Annotated in this window: 17 protein-coding genes and 1 pseudogene; 11 read left to right on the top strand and 7 right to left on the bottom strand. The window is 64.5% G+C overall.

What is annotated here, in order from left to right:
- Positions 1-3 precede the first annotated feature (3 nt).
- The 6 genes from AB4Z48_RS11250 (at position 4) to AB4Z48_RS11275 (ending at position 6,480) form a co-directional block, all read left to right on the top strand.
- Entirely contained in the window at positions 4-1,170 is a 1,167-nt protein-coding gene (locus tag AB4Z48_RS11250) for a thiolase domain-containing protein (RefSeq protein WP_441614007.1), read from the top strand.
- Between the two features lie 4 nt (positions 1,171-1,174).
- A complete protein-coding gene (locus tag AB4Z48_RS11255) occupies positions 1,175-1,576 on the top strand; it encodes a Zn-ribbon domain-containing OB-fold protein (RefSeq protein ID WP_441614008.1) in 402 nt (133 codons plus the stop codon).
- A gap of 32 nt (positions 1,577-1,608) precedes the next feature.
- On the top strand, positions 1,609-2,427 hold the full coding sequence (locus AB4Z48_RS11260) for an SDR family NAD(P)-dependent oxidoreductase (protein ID WP_441614009.1): 819 nt from the start codon (positions 1,609-1,611) through the stop codon (positions 2,425-2,427).
- Positions 2,428-2,840: 413 nt separating this feature from the next.
- Complete coding sequence (locus AB4Z48_RS11265; protein ID WP_441614010.1) at positions 2,841-3,482, top strand: isochorismatase family cysteine hydrolase; 642 nt, start codon at positions 2,841-2,843, stop codon at positions 3,480-3,482.
- Positions 3,479-5,056 carry an aldehyde dehydrogenase (NADP(+)) gene (locus AB4Z48_RS11270; protein ID WP_441614011.1) on the top strand — a complete coding sequence of 526 codons (1,578 nt, stop codon included), beginning with the start codon at positions 3,479-3,481 and terminating at the stop codon, positions 5,054-5,056. The genes AB4Z48_RS11265 and AB4Z48_RS11270 overlap by 4 nt, the downstream gene beginning before the upstream one ends.
- A gap of 104 nt (positions 5,057-5,160) precedes the next feature.
- Entirely contained in the window at positions 5,161-6,480 is a 1,320-nt protein-coding gene (locus AB4Z48_RS11275; protein ID WP_441614012.1) for an epoxide hydrolase family protein, read from the top strand.
- 42 nt (positions 6,481-6,522) lie between these two features.
- Here AB4Z48_RS11275 and AB4Z48_RS11280 read toward each other — a convergent pair whose 3' ends face one another.
- A complete protein-coding gene (locus tag AB4Z48_RS11280) occupies positions 6,523-7,518 on the bottom strand; it encodes a quinone oxidoreductase family protein (RefSeq protein WP_441614013.1) in 996 nt (331 codons plus the stop codon).
- 155 nt (positions 7,519-7,673) lie between these two features.
- On the opposite strand from AB4Z48_RS11280, the gene AB4Z48_RS11285 reads away from it, so the two are divergent.
- From AB4Z48_RS11285 to AB4Z48_RS11295, 3 genes and pseudogenes are all read left to right on the top strand, one after another.
- Positions 7,674-8,708 carry an AraC family transcriptional regulator gene (locus AB4Z48_RS11285; protein WP_441614014.1) on the top strand — a complete coding sequence of 345 codons (1,035 nt, stop codon included), beginning with the start codon at positions 7,674-7,676 and terminating at the stop codon, positions 8,706-8,708.
- A gap of 127 nt (positions 8,709-8,835) precedes the next feature.
- A pseudogene (locus tag AB4Z48_RS11290) lies at positions 8,836-9,820 on the top strand (aldo/keto reductase).
- Positions 9,821-9,861: 41 nt separating this feature from the next.
- On the top strand, positions 9,862-10,788 hold the full coding sequence (locus AB4Z48_RS11295; protein ID WP_441614015.1) for a LysR family transcriptional regulator: 927 nt from the start codon (positions 9,862-9,864) through the stop codon (positions 10,786-10,788).
- 220 nt (positions 10,789-11,008) lie between these two features.
- Here the strand turns inward: AB4Z48_RS11295 and AB4Z48_RS11300 are convergent, their stop codons facing one another.
- The 6 genes from AB4Z48_RS11300 to AB4Z48_RS11325 form a co-directional block, all read right to left on the bottom strand.
- Entirely contained in the window at positions 11,009-12,031 is a 1,023-nt protein-coding gene (locus tag AB4Z48_RS11300; protein ID WP_441614016.1) for a DUF1254 domain-containing protein, read from the bottom strand.
- A 55-nt stretch (positions 12,032-12,086) separates the two neighbouring features.
- Positions 12,087-13,427: a DUF1214 domain-containing protein gene (locus AB4Z48_RS11305; RefSeq protein ID WP_441614017.1), complete on the bottom strand. Its 1,341-nt coding sequence runs from the start codon at positions 13,425-13,427 to the stop codon at positions 12,087-12,089.
- Between the two features lie 12 nt (positions 13,428-13,439).
- Positions 13,440-14,186 (bottom strand): SDR family NAD(P)-dependent oxidoreductase, encoded by a 747-nt coding sequence (locus tag AB4Z48_RS11310; protein WP_441614018.1) that lies wholly within the window; start codon positions 14,184-14,186, stop codon positions 13,440-13,442.
- A 33-nt stretch (positions 14,187-14,219) separates the two neighbouring features.
- A complete protein-coding gene (locus AB4Z48_RS11315) occupies positions 14,220-14,975 on the bottom strand; it encodes an SDR family NAD(P)-dependent oxidoreductase (RefSeq protein ID WP_441614019.1) in 756 nt (251 codons plus the stop codon).
- A 1-nt stretch (position 14,976) separates the two neighbouring features.
- On the bottom strand, positions 14,977-15,954 hold the full coding sequence (locus tag AB4Z48_RS11320) for an alpha/beta hydrolase (protein ID WP_441614020.1): 978 nt from the start codon (positions 15,952-15,954) through the stop codon (positions 14,977-14,979).
- Positions 15,955-16,019: 65 nt separating this feature from the next.
- The gene (locus AB4Z48_RS11325) at positions 16,020-17,612 is read right to left on the bottom strand and encodes a flavin-containing monooxygenase (protein WP_441614021.1); all 1,593 of its coding nucleotides are present in this window, start codon (positions 17,610-17,612) and stop codon (positions 16,020-16,022) included.
- Between the two features lie 225 nt (positions 17,613-17,837).
- Between AB4Z48_RS11325 and AB4Z48_RS11330 the strand changes: the two genes are divergently transcribed.
- Positions 17,838-18,809 carry a LysR family transcriptional regulator gene (locus tag AB4Z48_RS11330; RefSeq protein WP_441614022.1) on the top strand — a complete coding sequence of 324 codons (972 nt, stop codon included), beginning with the start codon at positions 17,838-17,840 and terminating at the stop codon, positions 18,807-18,809.
- 179 nt (positions 18,810-18,988) lie between these two features.
- Entirely contained in the window at positions 18,989-20,689 is a 1,701-nt protein-coding gene (locus tag AB4Z48_RS11335; protein ID WP_441614023.1) for a GMC family oxidoreductase, read from the top strand.
- Positions 20,690-20,731 lie beyond the last annotated feature (42 nt).

Here is a 20,731-nt window from a genome sequence, read left to right on the forward strand (position 1 = left end):
ACCATGAACCAGACCCACGCCTATATCTGCGGCGCCTACGAGCACCCGACGCGGCACGCGCCGGACAAGTCGGTCGCCCAGCTCCACGCCGAATGCGCCAGGGGGGCGCTGGCCGATGCGGGGCTCACGCTGGCCGATGTCGACGGCTACTTCTGCGCGGGCGATGTGCCGGGCGGCACGCCGCTGCTGATGGCCGACTACCTGAACCTGCGGCTGCGCTGGCTCGACGGCACGGAGCTTGGCGGATGCTCCTACATTTCGCTGGTGTCGCACGCGGCGGCGGCCATCGCGGCAGGCAAGTGCTCGGTGGCACTGATCACCATGGCGGGGCGCCCGCGCAGCACCGGACAGTCGGTAGGCGTCAAGCCACGCGCGTTGAGCCCGGACCGCCCCGAAGCCGTCTGGGACAGCCCGAGCCAGTGGACCATCGCCACCATCTACGGCATGGCGGCGCAGCGCCACATGCACGAATTCGGCACCACCGCGGAGCAGATGGCGTGGGTCAAGGTGGCCGCTTCGACCCATGCGCAACACAATCCGCATGCGTTCCTGCCCAAGCTTGTCACGGTCGAAGATGTATTGGCGTCGGGCGTCATTGCCGATCCGCTGCACAAGATGGACTGCTGCGTGGTCACCGACGGTGGCGGGGCGCTGGTGGTAACCAGCGCGGCCGTGGCGCGTTCGCTCAAGCGGCCCTTGGTCAAGGTACTGGGCACCGGCGAAACCGTGCACACCAATCAGGGGGGGATGGTGGACCTGACCGTCACGGGCGCCACGAAGGCGGGCACGGAAGCCTTCGCGCAGGCCGGGCTTGGGCCGAAGGACATCCAGTACGCGTCCATTTATGACAATTTCACCATCATGGTCATCATGCAACTGGAAGACCTCAGCTTTTGCAAGAAGGGGCAGGGTGGCGCGTTCGTGGCCGACGGCAACCTGATTTCCGGCAAGGGCCAACTGCCGTGGAACACCGACGGTGGCGGGCTGTGCAACAACCATCCGCAGAATCGCGGCGGCATGACCAAAGTCGTCGAGGCCGTCAGGCAATTGCGAGGCGAAGCCCATCCGCAGGTGCAGGTGCCGGACTGTTCCATCGCGATGGCATCTGGGCCCGGCCTCGTGCTCGGCGGTGGCCATGCGTACTCCGCGCTGGTTCTGGAAAGGGAGTGAAAAAATGACCCCGACATCGTTTCTGGAAGATCCGTACGTGGCGGCCAACCCCGAGAGCCTGCCATTCTGGCGCGCGGCCGAGGAAGGCGTGCTGCTTGGCAAGTCCTGTAGTGACTGCGGCAAGGTGCACTGGTACCCGCGCGAGATCTGCCCGTTCTGCGGCAGCGACCAGACAGAATGGAAGCCGCTCAGCGGGCGCGGCACGGTCTACGCGTTCTCCACGTTGCGGCGCGCCGCGCAACCCTATACGGTGGCCTACGTGCGATTGGCGGAAGGCCCCACGATGCTGACCAACCTGGTCGAGATCGATGATGCCGACGTGCGGGTCGGCATGCCGGTCCGGGTGGTCTTCCGGCGCACCGAGGAAGGCCGTATTGCGCCGAAGTTCGCCGCGGAGGTGGTTTGATGAATCATCCGCGCTAAGTGAGGATAAGAGACATGGAAACAGCTTTCCCGATGCCGCTGCGCCTTGACGGCCGGCATGTGTTCGTTGCGGGTGGTGGTTCGGCCGGACCGGGCTGGAGCATCGGACGCGCCGCGTCGGTACTGTACGCCCGGCTCGGCGCCAGCGTATCGGTGGCCGACTGCGACGAAGCGTCTGCCCGCGAGACCTTGCGGCTGATCGAGCAAGAGGGCGGCCGCGCGGTTGCCCTTTTTGGTGACGTGACGCTCGAGCAGGAGGTCGGGCGGCTCTTTGCCGAGGCGCGCGATGCATTCGGGCCGGTGGACGTGCTGCACTACAACGTCGGCATCGGCAAGGTAGGTGGCGCCATGGAAACGAGCGCGGCCGACATGGCGCGCATACACGGCGCCAATGTCGGCGGCCTGCTGTTGTGCGCGCAAGCGGTGCTTCCAGGCATGAAGGAGCAGCGGCGCGGTGCCATCGTCGCCATCTCGTCCATCGCGGGCCATCGCTATCTCGGCTATCCCCACCTCGCGTATGGCGTGACGAAAGCCGCCACCGAGCAATACATCCGGCTGGTGGCACATGAATACGCGGCCGACGGCATCCGCGCCAACACGGTGGTGCCCGGGTTGATCGATACCCCGCGGATCGCCAGCACGGTGGCAAAGATGTACGACGCGGAAGACTTCGATCGAGCCAGGCAGGAGCGTGCGCGTCAGGTGCCCGTGGGCCGCATGGGCACCGCGTGGGACGTGGCGCATGCTTGCGCCTTTCTCGTATCGGACGCCGCGGCGTACATCACGGGGACCGAGTTGATGGTCGATGGTGGTATCACCGGAAAATTCATCTGATACATGGCTTCGGCGCGGTGCCTGGCGAGCTTGGGTAGCGTATGCAGTGCACCACGCAAGCGCCCATCACCGCCACGCGAGGCATCTTCCCGGCATGCGTGGGCTTCTACCTCTTTCACTTTCGATCACCTAGAATCGATTGGATCATTCGGCAGGGCGGGCGTCACGCGGAGCATGTACGCGGAACCGGCGCGCACCGCATGAGTGAGTGAAGTAGCGTCCGGGCACTGTAGGCCGGGAGTTGCATGAGCGCCACCTGCCTGAGCTCATGCCAGCAGCGTTGCATCGGCCGGGCTCCATCGCCCCCGCCACAGTGACGCGCTATGGAATTGCGTCGCGCAAGCCGTCGGACGACGGCTACCTTTGTCGCGCACGTCGTAATCACGGTGCTTTGCATGTCATGGAGAGCCGAGATGCCCGATCCTGTTTATCGCGCCGACCGTACCGGCCTGCTGCTGGTCGATCCGTACAACGACTTTCTGTCCGAGGGCGGAAAGGTATTTCCGATGATCAAGGAAATCGCCGCCGAAGTCGGACTGCTGGACAATCTGCGCACGACGGTCGCCGCCGTGCGCAAAGCCAATATCCAGGTGTTCTACGTGCCGCACCGTCGCTGGCAACCCGGCGACTATGACAACTGGGATCATCCCAATCCGACGCAACGCCTTGTCCAGGAGCGCCACACATTCGAGCTGGGAACGTGGGGTGGCGAATGGCATCCCGATTTCATACCTCAGGCGAACGACATCATCATCAAGGAGCACTGGGCCCAAAGTGGATTCGCCAACACCGATCTCGACTTCCAGTTGAAACAGCAGGGTGTCACGCATGTCGTGATCGTCGGCCTGCTGGCGAATACCTGCATTGAATCCACAAGCCGCTTTGCCATGGAACTGGGCTATCACGTCACGCTTGTGCGCGATGCCACCGCGGCATTCAGCAAGGAAATGATGCGCGCGGCGCATGAACTCAATGGCCCCACCTTCGCCCATGCGATTCTGACGACGGCCGAGCTGACCGCTGCCCTGTCTGACGTCGAGCGGAGGCAGTCATGACGCTCACGGGTGGTCTTCTCATTGGTGCAGAGGAAGTCGCCCCAGGTGCGGGCACGATGAAGGCGCTGAATCCGGCAACGAATCTCGAAATCGAGCCGCCGTTCGCATTTGGCGGCATCGCGGAAGTCGACCGGGCGGCAAAGCTGGCCGATGACGCCTTCGACAGCTATAACAACACCAGTCTTGCAGAGCGGGCCGCGTTCCTCGAGCGCATCGCGGATGGCGTCGACGCCATCGCCCAGGCGCTTGCCCAACGGACTTCGCTCGAGACGGGCTTGCCGGTCGCCCAGCTCGAAGGAGAAGCCGCAAAGGCGGCGGCCCAATTCCGCCAGTTCGCGAATGTCGTGCGCCAGGGACGTTTCCGCCAGGCCACGATCGATCCCGCCCAGCCTGAGCGTCAGCCGCGTGCGCGAATGGACCATCGCATGCAGAAGATCGCCCTCGGTCCGGTCGCCATCTTTGGCGCGAGCAACTTTCCGATCTCCTACTCTGTCGCCGGCGGCGATACGGCCTCGGCGCTGGCCGCTGGTTGTCCGGTCATTCTGAAGGCACACAATGCGCACCCGGGCGCGTCCGAAATGCAGGCGCGCGTGATCCGGCAGGCGGTGAAGGATTCCGGGCTGCATGAAGGTGTCTTTTCTCTCGTGCGTGGCGGCGGCAATGAAATCGGCGAGGCGCTCGTCGATCATCCGCTTGTCAAGGGCGTCACCTTCACGGGCTCCGAAGGCGGCGGCATGGCGCTGTTCCGACGCGCGCAGCAGCGCCCTGATCCGATTCCCGTCTTCACCGAAATGACGAGCGTCAATCCGACCTTTGTCTTGCCGGCCGCGCTGGCCTCGCGAGGCGGCGAGATTGGCGATGGATTCGCCGAGCGCATGCTTGTCACTGTCGGACAGGCCTGCCTCAAGCCGGCCATCCTGCTTGCCATTAACGGCCGGGGTTACGAAGAGATGAAGCAGGCAATGCGCGCACGTGTGCAAGCCATGCACGCGCGCACCATGCTTACGCCGGGCATCAACACCGCGTATCGCAGGAACCTCGAGCGGCTGTCCAGCGCCGGGGCCGAACGAATCGCCGCTGGCGGCGATCCGCAAGGCATGTGGGAAGGCCAGTCGATGCTCTTCGAAGTCGACGGCGCGCGTGCCCTTGAAGAACCATCGCTGTCGGCGGAGGTTTTTGGACCTGCCGCGCTGATCATCCGGGTGAAGGACGAAGCGCAGCTCTTCGCAATGGCAAGGCAGTTCGGCGGACAGCTTTCCACCACGATGCAGATCGACCCGGATGACTACGCGATGGCCGGCCGGCTGCTGCCGATTCTGGAGCGCCGGACAGGGCGAATCGTCATCAACGCGTTCTCGCATCCGCAGGAGGTGTCGTACGCGTCGATCCATGGCGGGCCATTTCCCGCAACTTCCGACAGCCGCTTCACCTCTGTCGGCATGAGCGCAATCGAGCGATTCTTGCGCCCGGTCTGTTACCAGGGCTTTCCCGACAAGCTGTTGCCTGAAGCGCTGAAGCACCGGAATCCTTCTGGTATCTGGCGTCTCACCGACGGGGAACCGTCAACGGCCTGATCCGCGCCGGCCATCGCCCCGGACGATGCGCGACCCGCTTGATCGTGCGGGTTGCGCGCTTGCGCATTGCTTCGCGCGCTTGATGCACGCCGACAGGAGCTTGCATGGAACCCGATATCCTTCCCGAACACCCGCCACGCCGCCGCTTCTTCGGCGTGTCGGCGGCCGCGATTGCGGCGACATCGTTCAGCCAGTACGCCCTGGCCGATGCCACCATCGTTGACGTTTCCCGGGCGGCGAGCGGAGACAAGAGCGCTATTCGTCCACTTCGCGTCCGTGTTCCGGAGTCGCAGCTTGTCGAGCTGCGCAGGCGGGTCAAGGCGACCCGGTGGCCGGAGCGTGAGACGGTAACGGACGCATCGCAGGGGGTGCAGCTCGCAACGATGCAGAACCTGGCGCGCTATTGGGCAAGCAGCTACGACTGGCGCCGGATCGAGGCAAAGCTGAATGCGGTTCCGAACTTCGTTACCGAGATCGACGGGCTCGACATTCACTTCATTCACGTTCGATCGAAACAGAAGGACGCTCTCCCGATCATCGTCACGCACGGATGGCCTGGCTCGATCATCGAACAGCTGAAGATCATCGAGCCGCTCACCAATCCGACCGCACATGGCGGCGCGGCGTCCGATGCTTTCGATATCGTGATTCCGTCGCTGCCGGGTTATGGATTCTCGGGCAAGCCGACAACGACCGGCTGGGATCCTGTGCGCACCGCGCGCGCATGGGTGGCGCTGATGAAAAAGCTTGGCTACACACGCTACGTGGCCCAGGGCGGCGATTGGGGAAATGCCGTGACCGAGCAGATGGCGCTGCTAAAGCCGCCCGAACTGCTTGGCATTCACACCAACATGCCTGCCACGGTGCCTGATGACGTCGCCAAGGCGCTCAAGTTCGGTGAGCCCGCCCCGGCCGGCCTTTCGGCCGATGAGAAGCATGCGTATGATCAGCTCGACTACTTCTACAAGCACGGTCTGGGCTACGCCCTCGAGATGGCGAACCGTCCGCAGACCCTCTACGCGATCGAGGATTCACCAGTCGGCCTGGCGGCCTGGATGATCGACCACGACGCAAGCAGCCAGGCGCTGATCTCACGTGTGTTCGATGGCGCGTCGGAAGGCCTGACCCGTGACGATATTCTCGACAACGTGACGTTGTACTGGCTGACAAACACAGGCGTTTCATCGGCGCGTCTGTATTGGGAAAACAAGCTCAACTTCTTCGAGCCGAAGCACCTTGCCATCCCCGTCGCGGTCAGCGTGTTTCCCGACGAGATATATGCGGCCCCGAAGAGCTGGGTGGAAAAGGCTTATCCCAAGCTAATGCATTTCAATCGCTTGCCCAAAGGAGGCCATTTCGCTGCCTGGGAGCAGCCAATGGTGTTCACGGAAGAGATGCGCAGCAGCTTCCGGTCATTGCGCTGAGCACGACGCTCGCACCGGTGCGGACAGCAACGCCGATCTCGTTCAGGGAATCAGCAGCAGCTTGCCTGTCGTGGCGCGACTTTCCATGTCCGCATGGGCTCTTGCAGCATCCTCCAGCCGATATTCACCGCCGATGGGCATCTGCAACTTGCCCTCGATGATCCACTGGAAGAGCCGGGCCGTCCGGGAGCGGAGCAGTTCGGGCGTATGGACGTGATCAAGAAATACGGCGTAGCCGATCTTGATGCTCTTCGGCAGCTTCATGAGGTCGAGGGGCCCCGGCCCGCCAAGGACTGGCCCATACCAGCAGAATGTGCCTGAACTACGGAGCGCATCGAGCGAGCCCTGGAAGGTCGCCGGGCCGGACCCGTCATAGACGACGTCCACGCCTTTGCCACCCGACAGGCGAACCGCTTCTTCGGCGAACTGGCCGGCTGTGTCGACGATGACGTGATCGGCACCTGCCTGCTTGGCGACTGCTGCCTTGCTCTGTGAAGACACGCGACCGATGACGTGGCCCCCCCTGAGCTTGATGATCTGCGTCAACAGAAGGCCGACTCCGCCGGCTGCCGCGTGGACCAGCGCAATGTCGCCAGGTTGCACAGGATAGAAGTCGGTCGCGAAGTGACTCGCGGTAAGGCCCGCCATCATGATCGACGCGGCGGTCCGATCATCGATTGCATCGGGCACCGCCACTACGGAGGTTGCCGGGACGACGGCCATGTCGGTGTAACTRCCCGGGGAATAGACCCAGGCCACACGCTGGCCGACCTGGATATCCTCTACGCCTTCGCCAACCGCCACGACCCGGCCTGCGCCTTCGACACCCAGCGTTTTCGGGTACGGCATCTCAGCCCAGATGTTCCCCTGGCGGACACCAATATCCATGAAATTCACGCCGGCGGCGGCTACCTCGACCAGCACCTGGCCCGCCGCGGCCACGGGATCCGGCATTTCGACACACTTGAGTACCTCGGGACCGCCAGCGCGGTCTATCACTACAGCCTTCATTTGTTGTCCTCTGTCTTGAATGTTCATTTGCAGTCCGGCCTGCCAAGCCTTGGGCTGTCGACCGCTTGAAAAGGGGGGAGCGCTCGCCTGGACCTATCTTCCGGTTAAACTATCTTCCGTTCCAGCTATAAACGTCCATTTTTTTTGTCGAATCGTACAAATTTTCTGCCGGGAGTGGTCGATTGGATCCTTTATCGGAAATCTGCGCGTCGATGCGTGTTCAGAAAGCGCTGTTCACCCGCGTCGAGGCGTCGGCGCCGTGGGGCGTGAGATCGCCGGCCGATGATGGCTTCAAGTTCGCGCTGCTCGTGCGCGGCTCCTGCGTGCTGACGACGCCCGCAAGCGAAGCCCCGGTCACCCTGCGCAGCGGCGATGTGTTCATCGCGCTCGACGGCGGCGCGTATGAGACCTATGACGCCCCCGGCTCGGCGCTGCTTGACTGCGCGGAAGTCCTGGCGAGGCAGATCGACGACAAGATCGTGATCGGCGGTGGCGGCGCCGCGTCGACCTTTATCAGCGGCTGCTTCGAAATTGACGCGCGCGACGCAGCGCCGCTCATGTCCGTACTGCCGTCGCTGCTGTTGCTGAGGGCCGGCGAAGAATCGAACCGCGCAATCGAGGACCTCCTCGGGATGCTTGCGCGCGAAACCGCGCGTCGCGACATGGGATCGGACGCGATGATCGCGCGGATCTTCGAGCTTCTGTTCATCCATGCGGTCCGCGCGTATTGCGAGCAGCAGGCATTGCCCAGGACGGGTTGGCTCGCCGTGACGTCCGATCCTCATCTGAGGCACGCGGCGCGTGCGATCCACAGCGACCTCGCGAATGAGTGGACGCTGGAATCGCTGGCGAAGATCGCCGGGATGTCCCGTTCGGCGTTCGCGGCACGCTTCAAGGAGAAAGCCGGCCAGACTGCGCTCGATTACCTGATCCGATGGCGCATGCACAAGGCCGCGCAACTGATCCGGCGCGGCGAGCTCTCGCTGCATGAGATTGCCAATTGCATCGGCTACCGATCCGAGGCTGCGTTCAACCGCATGTTCAAACGCGAAGTTGGCACGACCCCGGGCCAATTCAAGCGGGAGAGCCGAATCGCCCCCCGCTCGCCGCAACCGTCGTCCACACTGAATCGCCCTGATACGCCCGCCGTCTCCACGAGCGCTTCGAGCGGTTCGAGCGGTTCGAGGCGATTAGACAATCGGCATCACGATTCATAAGATAGGCTAATAGGTCCATCCGGCTTTGCTGGTCTAATCAGCACACCGTCTGGCAGGTACAGTTCGGATCCGCGTGGCAGCCGTGTGGACTGCCGTCTGCGAAGTACCTTTGCCTTGGAGATGGATGATGCAAACACGACAACTTGGGAAGGGCGGACTGGAAGTCTCCGCCATCGGATTCGGCTGCATGGGGCTGAGCTTTGCCTACGGGCCGCCGACGGAACGCGCCGACGCGATCAAGCTGATTCAGTCAGCGTTCGAGCAAGGTGTCACCTATCTTCGATAGCGCGGAAGCATACGGCCCGTTCGTCAACGAAGAGGTGCTCGGTGAAGCCGTGGCGCCGTTTCGCGATGGGGTCGTCATCGCCACAAAGTTCGGCTTCCGTGATGGAAATCCGAGGGCTGGACTCGACAGCCGCCCGGAACGCATTCGCGAGGTCGCAGACGCGGCGCTCAAGCGTCTGAACACCGATCGGATCGATCTGTTCTATCAACACCGGGTGGACCCGCAGGTGCCCATCGAGGACGTCGCCGGCACGGTGAGCCAATTGATCCGCGAAGGAAAGGTCAAGCATTTCGGACTGTCCGAAGCCGGCGCGCAAGCCATCCGCCGCGCTCACGCCGTCCAGCCGGTCGCGGCGCTGCAGAGCGAGTATTCGCTGTGGTGGCGCGAGCCGGAATCGGAAATCCTGCCGACTCTGGAAGAGCTCGGAATCGGCTTTGTCCCCTTCAGTCCACTCGGTAAGGGCTTTCTGACGGGGGCCATCAACGAGCACACGCAGTTCGATGCGAGCGATTTCCGCAATACCGTGCCGCGCTTTGCTCCTGAAGCCCGCAAAGCCAACCGGGCATTCGTCGAAATGCTCGCACCCATTGCATCGCGCAAAGGCGTGACGCCGGCACAAATCGCATTGTCCTGGCTACTGGCGCAACGGCCGTGGATCGTGCCCATCCCGGGCACCACGAAATTGCATCGCATCGAGGAAAACAACGCTGCCGCGAATATTGTGTTGAGCGTCGATGATCTGCGCGATATCGAGGACGCTGTCTCTCGCGTGACGGTCCATGGTGACCGATACTCGGCTCAAGGTCAGAAGATGGTCAACCGATAGGCCACGGCGATGAGCTTGTCGAATGTCACAAGGGACGTGCCATGCGGGAAAACTTCAATGACATTTTCGCCTTTCTCATCGTTGCGCGTGAAGGCAGCTTCACCAAGGCCGCCGCACAACTAGGCGTGTCCCAGTCCGCGCTCAGCCAGACGGTGCGAGCACTGGAGACGCGTCTGGGTGTGCGCCTTCTGACCCGCACCACGCGAAGCGTTACCCCGACTGTGGCCGGCGAGCGATTGCTCAGTCGGATCGGTCCAAGCTTTCAGGACATTGAATCGGAGATTGCAGCGTTGTCCGTCCTGCGGGATAAGCCCGCGGGAACGATCCGGATCTCGGCGCCGTTTCACGCCGCCGAAGCGGTCATCTGGCCCAAGCTCGAGTGCTTTCTGCGTGATCACCCGGATATTCACGTCGAAGTAAACGTTGAGCACCGCCTGATCGATATCGTCGCGGAGCGCTATGACGCGGGGGTTCGTCTGGGCGAGCGTGTGGCGAAAGACATGGTCGCCGTGCGTATCAGCCGGGACAGCCGAATGGCGGTAGTCGGCTCGCCCGGATACTTCGGTGCGCGTCAGCGACCGCTCACGCCAAAGGACCTCGCGCAACACAACTGCATCAATCTGCGCTTTCCCACATACGGCGGCTTGATGCCGTGGGAATTCGAGAAAGATGGGCACGCGCTGTCGGTACAAGTGCAAGGGCAGTGCGTATTCAACTTGAGCCCTATGGTCTTGCGTGCCGCGCTCGCGGGAAATGGACTGGCCTACCTCCCGGAACTGGTCACAGACGAGTACGTCGCCACAGGTCATCTGATTCGTGTTCTGGAGGACTGGAGCCAGGCAATCTCCGGCTATCACCTTTATTACGCGAGCCACCGGTTGACGTCACCGGCCTTCGCCTTGTTCGTGGAGGCGATGCGGGAGACACGAGACGGCGCGACGGCGCCGAGCCCGGAGCGCGACACATAGCGTCCGCTCGAGATCGCCTCGATAGATGTCGCGCGACCCGGCGGTGCCGGTCGACGGCCACGATCGATGCGCGACGGGCAGTACCTGACCCTTCGCAGCCGCCCACGCTTGCTGTCCCTGCGACGGCCTTTTCAGCAAAGCGGACATGGAGCCCGTTCACTGGAGCGGCACAACCCTTCCCCAATCCCCTGGAAGCCCTTCCCGTTGGGTGACGCCTCATTCACGAAACGGGCTGCGGCAGCGGAAACGTCCAGCGACCGTCGAGGATTTCCGCATGAGGGAGATAGAACCGCACCATGTAGTTCCATCCCGGCGTGACGGGAATGCAGTTCGGGGTATCCGGCCTGCAATCGCCCAGGCGCAGCGAAACCGTACCGTCGGCCGCGTGCTTCGCGGTCAGGCTGTTGATGGTGTACGCACCCTCCGCATTGGGCTCGAAGTAGCCCGCCGCGTTGTACACGCTGATCGACCAGAAGCCGTCCACCGGTACGTGAGGCACGTCTATCCTGTACGCCGTCTGGCCGTCATTGTGTTCAGGCTTCACGATAAGATAGAACGCCTCGCGCTCGGGGATGCCACCCCACGCGATCGCGCTGCCCACCAGATGGCGTACCGGATCCACCTTGCCGGGCGGCCCGAACATGCCTCGGGAATCGGGCACCGTCGCCCCGAGTGTGATGAGCGCATGGCGCAGCGTGTCCTGGCTGGCCTGGTCCCATGCAGGGACGTCGAACCGCCCGGGACCGTCGGGCTGGCTGGCGACGATCGCGTCCTGCATGGCGTGCGCGATCCGGCCGTCCTCCGGATCGCGGGGATCTACCATCGTACGCACGCCGACCAGCGCGTAGCGGGTGCCGACGTTTTCCTTCGTCAGCGTGTAGCGGCCCGCGCCAAGGTGCACGGCTGCGACATGGTGGTCCTCGTTGTACACCGACATGGACATGTAGCGCGGTCCGGCGTCCGGCATGGATATGGTGACGGGGCCTGCGTCGAGATCGAACACGGCGCTCGAGTACAGCGTGTCGCGGTTGCCCCGCACGACGGTCTGCGCCTCGACCGGCATGACCTTGCGCGCATGCACGAACTGGCCGAGGGCGCCGCGTTTCACCACCCGCTCGAAGTACCGATCCGATTCGGCGCGCGCGAAGTTGTCGACGGTAACCGGCACCGGCGCCGCCGACTGCGCACAGGCGGGTAGCGCCGCGGCCGCCAAAAGCGTGGAAGCGGCTGCACGGCAAAACATGGTTTTCGTCTTTTCTCCGGATGGGTTTCCGTTGCCTCGGCGGGGCCGCAACGGCTCATTGCCGCCTGACCAGCGGCGCAGGGAAGGTCGCCCCATTCGCTATGTCGGCGTCCGCGCCGTAGTAGCGCAAGGTCAGGTTGTAGCGGCTGCCGGGAGGCGTGGGCAGCCAGTTCGAGCGGGGCGTTCCGGCCGGCAGCTCGGGTGCATAGACGATCGTCAGCGAGCCGTCGGGGTTGTACTGCAGCGCGGACTCCTTGTTGAGCAGATACCTGTCGAGCGGATTGGGAATGACCTTGTAGTCGTGTGCATCGACGGCGGTCACCGACCAGAAGTACCGGGCGTGCTGCGCCGGCAGTTGCCCGGCGGTGAAGGTCTGCGAATAGGTCGCCCCGCCTTCCAGGTCGCGATGGCCGAAGTAGGTCACCTCATCGCTGTTGTTGGCCCAGATGCCTGCCAGGCTGACCGCGGTACGCATCTTGTAGTCGTTGCCGTAGTTACCGGTGACCGCCGCCCGGACCCAGCCATTCCGGGTCGTCCCCAGGTTCCGGACCTGCGACTGAAGCGCCGGCCATGCCTGCCCACGGATCACCCGGTCGAGCCTTGCCCGCGCGTCCGGGCCGGACCTTGCGAGCACTGAGACCGACGCCACTTCGCTACGGATCGTCGACATGCCCGGGTTGATGTCCGGCTCACCATCCAGGATGGCGTCGGCCCAGTCGAACGCTTCCGCGCCCGGCATCGCCTTGTTGGTAAAGACCGGCACCTGGATGGGGGGCCCGATGCGCGGCTCGACCAGGGGAGTCAGCTTGAATCCGCGCTGGAGACGCGCCGCTTCGGCGGCGTCCGCGCCCAGCTCGACTCTCGCCAGGACCCTGAAGGTCTTGCCCGGCAGATCGATGCGCCTGATGCCCGCCGGCAGGCTGACCTTAGCGCCTTTGAGGCAGAGCGCATAGGTGCCGTCGGGCTGGGCCGGATAGGTGCGCTCGTTGATATTGAGAACCGTCTCCCCCCAGCCATTGAGCATCTGCCATGTGTAATAGCGCCCGGCGATCTTCGGAATGTCGAGTTGCACGCAGGATGTCTCGTCGACGGCAACCCACGCTTCGGAATACGCCACGTCCAGGTTCGGATTCGCCCAGGCGACCGCGCCCGGCGCGCGATGGACCACCTGGTTCCAGCGCAGTCCCTCGCGCTCGAAGTCCTGGCGCTCCTGCCGCAATATCAGCAGCCGGCCCAGCAGGTAGAGATAGGCATCGCTGATCTGCTGGTCCGTCGGCACCGTGGCCGGGATCACCAGTGACTGGCCGTGACTGCCATCCTGGACGGGCGGCGCCGTGCAGGCGGCGAGGAGGACAACAGCGGCGCCAACGGCGGCGGCAACGCGCAATTCAGGCATCCGGCGTCTCCATCATTGTGCGCAATAGCCGCCGTCCACCAGCAGGCTCGTTCCCACCACGAACGAGGCATCGTCGCTGGCCAGAAACAACACTGCCTTCGCGACTTCCCCGGCCTGTCCCAGCCGGCCGATCGGATGCGCCGCCACGAGCCGCGCGCGGAGCTCTCCAGTCGCGCGGTCGATGAGCGGCGTCTCCACGAAACCCGGACATACGGCATTGACGCGTATCCCGTGCTTCGCATACGCGACGCCGAGCGAGCGCGTCAGGTTGACCACGCCGCCCTTCGCCGCGTTGTATGACGCGGCGCCGGCCATGCCGACATGCCCAAGCACGGAAGCCATGTTGACGATCGCGCCGCCCGACCCCTGTTTCCTCATCTGCGCAATGGCCAGCTTGTTGCTGAGGAAGACGCTGGTCAGGTTGATGTCCATCATCTGCTGCCATTGCTCGATGCCGACGTCCTCGATCGGCGACGAAGGATGCGCGATGCCCGCATTGGCGACCATGATGTCGAGGCGCCCGAAGCGGGACACCACCTGGTCGATCACCTTGCGCACGTCGTCCTCCCGCGAGACGTCGATCTCGCAATCATGCGCGTCGTACCCGTTCTCGACCAGTTCACGTGCGAGCGTCTTCCCGAGCGCCGAGCGGTCCGCGATGAGCACGCGGGCGCCCTCCGCGGCGAAGAGCCGTACCGTCGCCTCGCCAATGCCGCTGGCGCCGCCCGTGACGATGGCGACCTTGTCCTTGAGTTTCATGCCGATTCTCCGCTATCCGGTAAATGCAGGCGGCTACGCCGCCGTGAAGCCGCCGTCGAGTACCAGCTCGGCGCCGTTCATATACGACGACTCATCCGAGGCGAGGAACAGGACGAGGCTGCTGACGTCGCCGACGGTGCCAAGCCGGCCCATCGGCGACGCGGCGTGGCCGAGCGCCTGCTTGCCGTGTCCCGTGGCGCCCGATGCGTAGTCTGCCATGGCGGTATCCACCAATCCCGGATGGATCGAATTGACCCTTACGCCCCGGGCGGCATACTCCATGGCGGCACCCTTGGTCATGGCGCGCACGGCGCCCTTGCTGGCGCTGTACATCGTTGACCGCGCCGAGCCGACCAGCCCGGCGACGGAAGACGCGTTGATGACCGAGCCCCTGCCGGCGCGGGCCATCAGCGGCATGACGTGCTTCATGCCGAGGAACACGCCAGTGACGTTGATTGACATCAGCCGCTCCCACTCGCCGAGCGTGGTGTCGGCCAGGGGCTTGAGGACGAAGATGCCCGCATTGTTGAAGAGCACGTCCACGGTGCCGAATGCCTCGACAGCGGCGCCCGCCACGTCCGTCCATTGCGACTCACTGCTGACATCGTGACACAGCGCGACGGCGCGGCCGCCGGCTGCCGTGATCGCGGCGGCAACTTCGCCCGCCCCGTCGCGGTCGATGTCGGTGACCACGACGCTCGCGCCTTCCTGTGCGAAGCGAAGCGCCGTCGCGCGTCCGATGCCTGCCGCGGCGCCCGTGATAATCGCTACCTTTCCGTCCAGTCGCATATCAAGCGTTCTCGTCCGTTGTTGTGGGGTTCGCCATGCCATGCAGGCGAACGCCGTTCAGGAACGCGGCACCGAGTGCCGCTGCCGCGTCGTCCAGCGCCTGCCGGCCCTTGTCGAGCGCGCCGGGCATCCAGCAGAAGCCGTGGATGGTCCCGTCATACCGCCTGCATTCGACCGGGGTGCCGGCTGCCGCCAGGCGGTGTGCATAGGCCTCGCCCTCGTCACGCAGCGGATCGAATTCCGCCGTGACCACGAAGGCGGGTGGCAAGCCGCGATGGTCGGCCGCCCGCATGGGCGAGGCATAGGGATGCATCCGGTCCGCGTCGCCCATGTAGTGGTTCCAGAACCAGGTCATGCTCTCGCGCGTGAGCAGGTAGCCGTCCGCGTTGTCCCGGTATGACGCGGTATCCAGCGCGCCATCGGTCACCGGATAGAGCAGCAACTGGAAACAGGGCTGCGGCCCGCCGCGGTCACGCGCCATCAGGGCCACGACTGCCGCGAGGTTGCCCCCCGCGCTGTCGCCACCAACCGCGATGCGCGAGGGATCGGCGTGCTGCTCGCGCGCATTTCCTGCGAGCCAGCGGAACGCGGCATAGGCGTCCTCGGTGGCGGCCGGAAACCGGTGCTCCGGCGCGAGCCGGTAGTCGACCGACACCACCACGCACCCCGCGCGGCTGGCAAAGCGACGGCACGGCACGTCGACCGTGTCGAGATCGCCCACGACCCAGCCGCCACCGTGGAAGTACACCAGCGCCGGAAAAGGACCGTCCCCATGCGGCGTGTAGATGCGAACCCGGATGTCGCCCGCGGGACCGGCGATCATGGCGTCCTCCACGCGCGCGACCGCTTCCGCCTGGCCGGCCAGCGGGCGAAAGTCGAAGGACTGCCGGGCCTGCTCCGGGGTGCACGTGTGCAACGGCGGCCTGCCTGCCGCCGCGATCATGTCAAGGATGTAGCGGGCCTGCTCGTCGAGTGCCATGTTTGTCTGTCTCCGGATGACTTGTCTTGCCGGCTGTCTGGTCCACCGGCTTCTATGGGAAGCGCTCAGGCTTGCTGGAAGTCGTCGTAGCCGTTCGCCGCGACGCGGTCGCAGATCTCCCGATAGACGCTGATGCCTGCCAGGTAGATGGGAAAGCTCATCTTCTTGCCTTCGACGTTCGAGCCGTTGTACCAGGAGTCGCCCTTCGGGAAGAGCGTTGCATCCGCGACTTCATGGCAATGCCGGCTCCAGGCTTCTTCGGCTTGCGGCTTCGCCTCGATGACGGCGATCCGGTTCACTTCCATATGGCGGATGCAGGCATCGATCCACTCGACGTGCTGTTCGATCGACCAGACCATGTTGGACAGCACCGACGGACTTTCCGGCCCGGTGATCATGAACATGTTGGGAAAGCCGGCGGTGGCCAGGCCCAGGTAGGTCCGGATGCGTTCGCCGTTGCTCCACTTGTCGCGCAGGCTGACGCCGTCCTTGCCGCGGATGTCGATCCGGAACAGCGCCCCGGTCATGGCGTCGTAGCCGGTGGCGAAGATGATCGCATCGAGCGGATAGTCTGCGTCGCGGGTGCGCAGGCCGGTGGGGGTGATCTTCACAATGGGGTCGGCCTTGACGTCGACCAGCGTCACGTTGTCGCGATTGTAGGTCTCGAAGTACCCGGTATCCATGACGGGGCGTTTCACGCCATACAGGTACGTCGGCGCGAGCTTTGCGGCGATCTCAGGGTCCTTCACGATCTCGCGGATCTTGCCACGGATGAACTCGCCCACGGTTTCGTTGGCGCGCGGATCGGTGACGAGGTCCTTGTACAGGCCATGCATCCATCCGCCTTCGTTCCACGCCTGCTCGTAGCGATTCCTCCGCTGCGCTTCGGTATCCTCGAATGCGCGGCGATCGCCGCGCGGGCGCGTCGTTGTGCCTCCCCAGGACTTCAGGACCTGTTCCCTGATGGCCGGATAGTTCGCCTTGATCTCCTCGACATACTGACGGTCGTAAGGGCGATTGGCGGCGGGCGTGCTGTATTGCGCCGTGCGCTGGAACACGTAAAGATGCGCCGCCTGGCGGGCGACCTGCGGAATCGCCTGCACGCCGCTCGATCCGGTGCCGATCACGCCGACCCGCCTGCCTTCGAAGCTTACCGGCTCGTGCGGCCATGTTCCCGTGTGATACTGCTCGCCGCCAAAGTTGTCGAGTCCCTCGAAGCGGGGCGTGCTCGACGTCGACAGGCAGCCCACGCCGGAAATGAAGTACTTGGCCATGGCCACGCGGCCATCGTTGGTCTCCACGCGCCATTTGCCGGCCGCTTCGACGTAATGCGCCGAGACGACGCGCGTGTCGAACCGGATGTCGCGGCGCAGGTCGAACCGGTCCGCCACGTGATTCAGGTAGGCGAGGATCTCGGGTTGCTCCGCATAGCGGCTCGTCCAGGTCCACTCCTGGAGCAGTTCCTTCGAGAAGGTGAAGTTGTAATAGACGCTTTCGACATCGCACCGCGCGCCTGGATAGCGGTTCCAGTACCAGACGCCGCCCACGTTGTCGCCGACCTCGTACACGCGGGCCGACAAGCCTGCCTCGCGCAGGCGGTGCAGCATGTACAGGCCGGAAAATCCGGCGCCCACCACGATGGCATCGTAGTTGTCCATTCCTCTGTCTCCTTCATTCTTTTCGACCGGATCCCAACGCGGGTCCTGGCACGCCGTTCAGTTTTTCTATGCTCGCATCCGCGTGTCGGGCCTGTCCAATTCAACTTTTTCCGTCGCATTCCCGCCAGGCATACCTGACAGATCCCGGCCCCGGAGACGCACCGCCACCGTCCGTGGCAGAATCACCCCCCACCGATAGCCGCGCAACACGTGGGAGTGACAGGAATGGATGCTCGTCTGAAACAGGCCGTCGCCGTGGGCAGGTTCGGCTCCTTCTCGAAGGCGGCGGAAGCAGCAAATGTGACCCAGTCGGCGGTCACCAAGAGCGTTGCCGACCTGGAACGGCGTATCGGTTTCCCGATTTTCCTGCGCACCTCGCGGGGCGTGGTGCCGACCAGCGAAGGACGCGCCTTTCTCGAGCAGGCTTCGCGCCTCCTGGCTGATGCCGACGAGTTGTTGAGCGGAACGAGTCGCACCGATCCGTTCAGCGGCAGCCTGCGCATCGGGATTTTCCCGACAACGTTCGAGTGGATGCTTGCCAGGCCGCTCGAAGTCCTGGTGCAGCGTCATCCGCGGCTCCTGCTGGACATCACGTCAGGAACGAAGGAACGTGGCGTGCAACTGCTCGACCAGGGCGATATCGATGTCGCCATCGGTCTCGAATCCACGTTCTCGGACAAGGCGCGCTTCCGGCTCGAGTACATCGCCACCCTTTCCGCCGCGATTTTCGTCAGGCGCGGTCACCCGCTGCTCGGCATCAGCGCGCCAGTCGCGGGGGATGTCGCTCGTTACGACATGGTGCTGCCCAGCCCGATATGGGACTTGTCGCTCTATCCCACGGTCAGCAAGATCTACGGACACGCGGAGCCAAGCCGCGTCCACAGGATCGAGAATTTCTCGCTGCAATGCAAAGTCATCGAGAACACCGACGCCTTCGGCTTTGTCGATCTCGAACTCACGGCGACGGATTACTTCCTGTCACGCTTCGCCGTCGTGGAGGCCATCGAAGCCCCCACCACCGCGCGCATCGTCTGTGCGGTGCGCCAGCAATGGACCCCCAAGGCCGGCGTGAATGCCCTGATTGCGATCCTGCAGCAGGTGCATGCCGACGGCATGCTGAATAGCGATATCCAAAGCCGGCTGTTCGGACATGAATGTGCGGCACTGCCATCGGAAGGAACGACGCGTCGATTGTGATCGGGACGTCGTGTTCTCGTCCCGCGCCTCTGCATAAGGCTTCTACATAAGTCCTCTGCATAAGAATCGGATAAGTTCCGGCCCACCCATGGTTTGTCCTAGCCACCCGCGCTGCCTGTTGCCTGCGCGGCGGCGAATCACGCAGAATGGCCGTCGCTACGAGTTCAGGACGCAGACACATGCAACAGCAATACGACTTCATCGTCATCGGGGCCGGCTCGGCCGGTTGTGCAGTGGCCGCACGCCTGGCTGACAGCAATGCCGGTACCGTGGCCCTGCTGGAAGCTGGCGGGCACGACTTCAGCCCGGCCATCACGATTCCCATCGGCATCGCGTCGACGGTGCCGAAGGCAGGGCCGTACAACTACGGCTATGCCACCGAGCCGCAGCCGGCGCTCGACGGCCGCATCGGCTACCAGCCACGCGGCCGGGGGCTGGGCGGCAGTTCGTCGATCAACGGCATGATCTACATCCGCGGCACGCCGTCGGACTATGAGCGCTGGGCCGCGGCCGGATGCGACGGCTGGGGCTGGAACGACGTGCTGCCGTATTTCAAGCGGTCGGAACGCAACGAACGTCTGGGCGGAAAGGCCGAGGACGCGTGGCACGGCGGACAGGGGCCGCTCGACGTGGTGGATACGCGCTCGACCAACCCGTTCGACCGCCGGTTCCTGCAAGCGGCCCAATGTGCCGGACTGCGCCACAACCACGATTTCAATGGCGCCGACCAGGAAGGGGTGGGCTTCTACCAGCGCACCCAGCGCGATGGCGAGCGATGGAATGCCGCGCGGGCGTACCTGCACCAGGGCAAGCGCGAGTCGATCAATGGCGGCCGTCACAACCTCGACGTGCTGACCGGCTCGCAGGCGCTGCGCATCGTCTTCGAGGGCAAGCGCGCGGTCGGGGTGGTGATCGAGCGCGATGGCCAGCAGCTCACGCTGCATGCGCGGCGCGAAATCATCCTCAGTGGCGGGACGTTCGGCTCGCCCCAGTTGCTGATGGCTTCGGGCGTGGGACCGGCCGCGCACCTGAAGGCGCACGGCATTCCCGTCGTGCACGACGCCCCGGACGTGGGCCGGAACCTGCAGGAACACCCGAACCTGAAATTGCAGCAGCGCGTGGCCAGCACCGACCTGTACGCCTTCAGCGTGCGCGGCGCGATCCGCTTATACGGCGAATGGCGGCGCTACAGGCGCGACCGCTTCGGCATGTTCGCTTCGAACATTGCCGAGACCGGCGGCTTCGTGAAGACTGACCCCTCGCTGGCGGAGCCCGACGTGCAACTGCATTTCTCCACCGCGCTCGGCGACCCCGCGGCTCGCAGCGCGCACGGCTATAGCCTGCACGTCTGCGTGCTGCGGCCGTACAGCCGGGGGCAGGTACTGCTGGCATCCGCCGACGCGCGCTTGGCGCCCCGCATCGACCAGAACCTGCTGGCCGATCCGCGTGACATGGACACCATGCTCGCTGGGCTGGGCATCGTCCGGCGCATCCTTGACCAGCCGCCGCTGGCGCGCCTCGAACCGCAGCCGCACAACTACGGCGGACTACGGTTCGACGGCAGCGATGACGAGGCGGCGCGCGCCTTCATCCGCGCGAAGACCGACGTCATCTTCCATCCGGTCGGCACATGCCGCATGGGCGGCGACAGCGCCTCCGTGGTCGACCCGCAACTGCGCGTGCGCGGGGTGGAAGGCCTTCGCGTGGCGGATGCCTCGATCATGCCGACGCTGATCGGCGGCAACACCAATGCGACCGCCATCATGATCGGGGAGAAGGCGGCGGACCTCGTGTGCGGCATCGAGCGGGCGGGAGCAGGGAGCGTGGAGGCGCCCCGTGCCGCGGCCATCCAGCCGTCCGTCGCCGTGGCGCAAGTCTAGGCGCCAGGCAAGGCGCGTTCGCCGTGTGCTTTCAGCATGGCG

It is taken from the genome of Cupriavidus sp. 2TAF22, assembly GCF_052115045.1.
Classification (GTDB): domain Bacteria; phylum Pseudomonadota; class Gammaproteobacteria; order Burkholderiales; family Burkholderiaceae; genus Cupriavidus.

Bases quoted from the DNA above. Each gene is read 5' to 3' on its own strand.
- AB4Z48_RS11315 (WP_441614019.1), bottom strand. From the start codon at position 14,975: ATGCGACTGGACGGAAAGGTAGCGATTATCACGGGCGCCGCGGCAGGC.
- AB4Z48_RS11305 (WP_441614017.1), bottom strand. From the start codon at position 13,427: ATGCCTGAATTGCGCGTTGCCGCCGCCGTTGGCGCCGCTGTTGTCCTC.
- AB4Z48_RS11265 (WP_441614010.1), top strand. From the start codon at position 2,841: ATGCCCGATCCTGTTTATCGCGCCGACCGTACCGGCCTGCTGCTGGTC.
- AB4Z48_RS11320 (WP_441614020.1), bottom strand. From the start codon at position 15,954: ATGGCACTCGACGAGCAGGCCCGCTACATCCTTGACATGATCGCGGCG.
- AB4Z48_RS11325 (WP_441614021.1), bottom strand. From the start codon at position 17,612: ATGGACAACTACGATGCCATCGTGGTGGGCGCCGGATTTTCCGGCCTG.
- AB4Z48_RS11260 (WP_441614009.1), top strand. From the start codon at position 1,609: ATGGAAACAGCTTTCCCGATGCCGCTGCGCCTTGACGGCCGGCATGTG.
- AB4Z48_RS11330 (WP_441614022.1), top strand. From the start codon at position 17,838: ATGGATGCTCGTCTGAAACAGGCCGTCGCCGTGGGCAGGTTCGGCTCC.
- AB4Z48_RS11250 (WP_441614007.1), top strand. From the start codon at position 4: ATGAACCAGACCCACGCCTATATCTGCGGCGCCTACGAGCACCCGACG.
- AB4Z48_RS11275 (WP_441614012.1), top strand. From the start codon at position 5,161: ATGGAACCCGATATCCTTCCCGAACACCCGCCACGCCGCCGCTTCTTC.
- AB4Z48_RS11295 (WP_441614015.1), top strand. From the start codon at position 9,862: ATGCGGGAAAACTTCAATGACATTTTCGCCTTTCTCATCGTTGCGCGT.
- AB4Z48_RS11255 (WP_441614008.1), top strand. From the start codon at position 1,175: ATGACCCCGACATCGTTTCTGGAAGATCCGTACGTGGCGGCCAACCCC.
- AB4Z48_RS11300 (WP_441614016.1), bottom strand. From the start codon at position 12,031: ATGTTTTGCCGTGCAGCCGCTTCCACGCTTTTGGCGGCCGCGGCGCTA.
- AB4Z48_RS11335 (WP_441614023.1), top strand. From the start codon at position 18,989: ATGCAACAGCAATACGACTTCATCGTCATCGGGGCCGGCTCGGCCGGT.
- AB4Z48_RS11310 (WP_441614018.1), bottom strand. From the start codon at position 14,186: ATGAAACTCAAGGACAAGGTCGCCATCGTCACGGGCGGCGCCAGCGGC.
- AB4Z48_RS11270 (WP_441614011.1), top strand. From the start codon at position 3,479: ATGACGCTCACGGGTGGTCTTCTCATTGGTGCAGAGGAAGTCGCCCCA.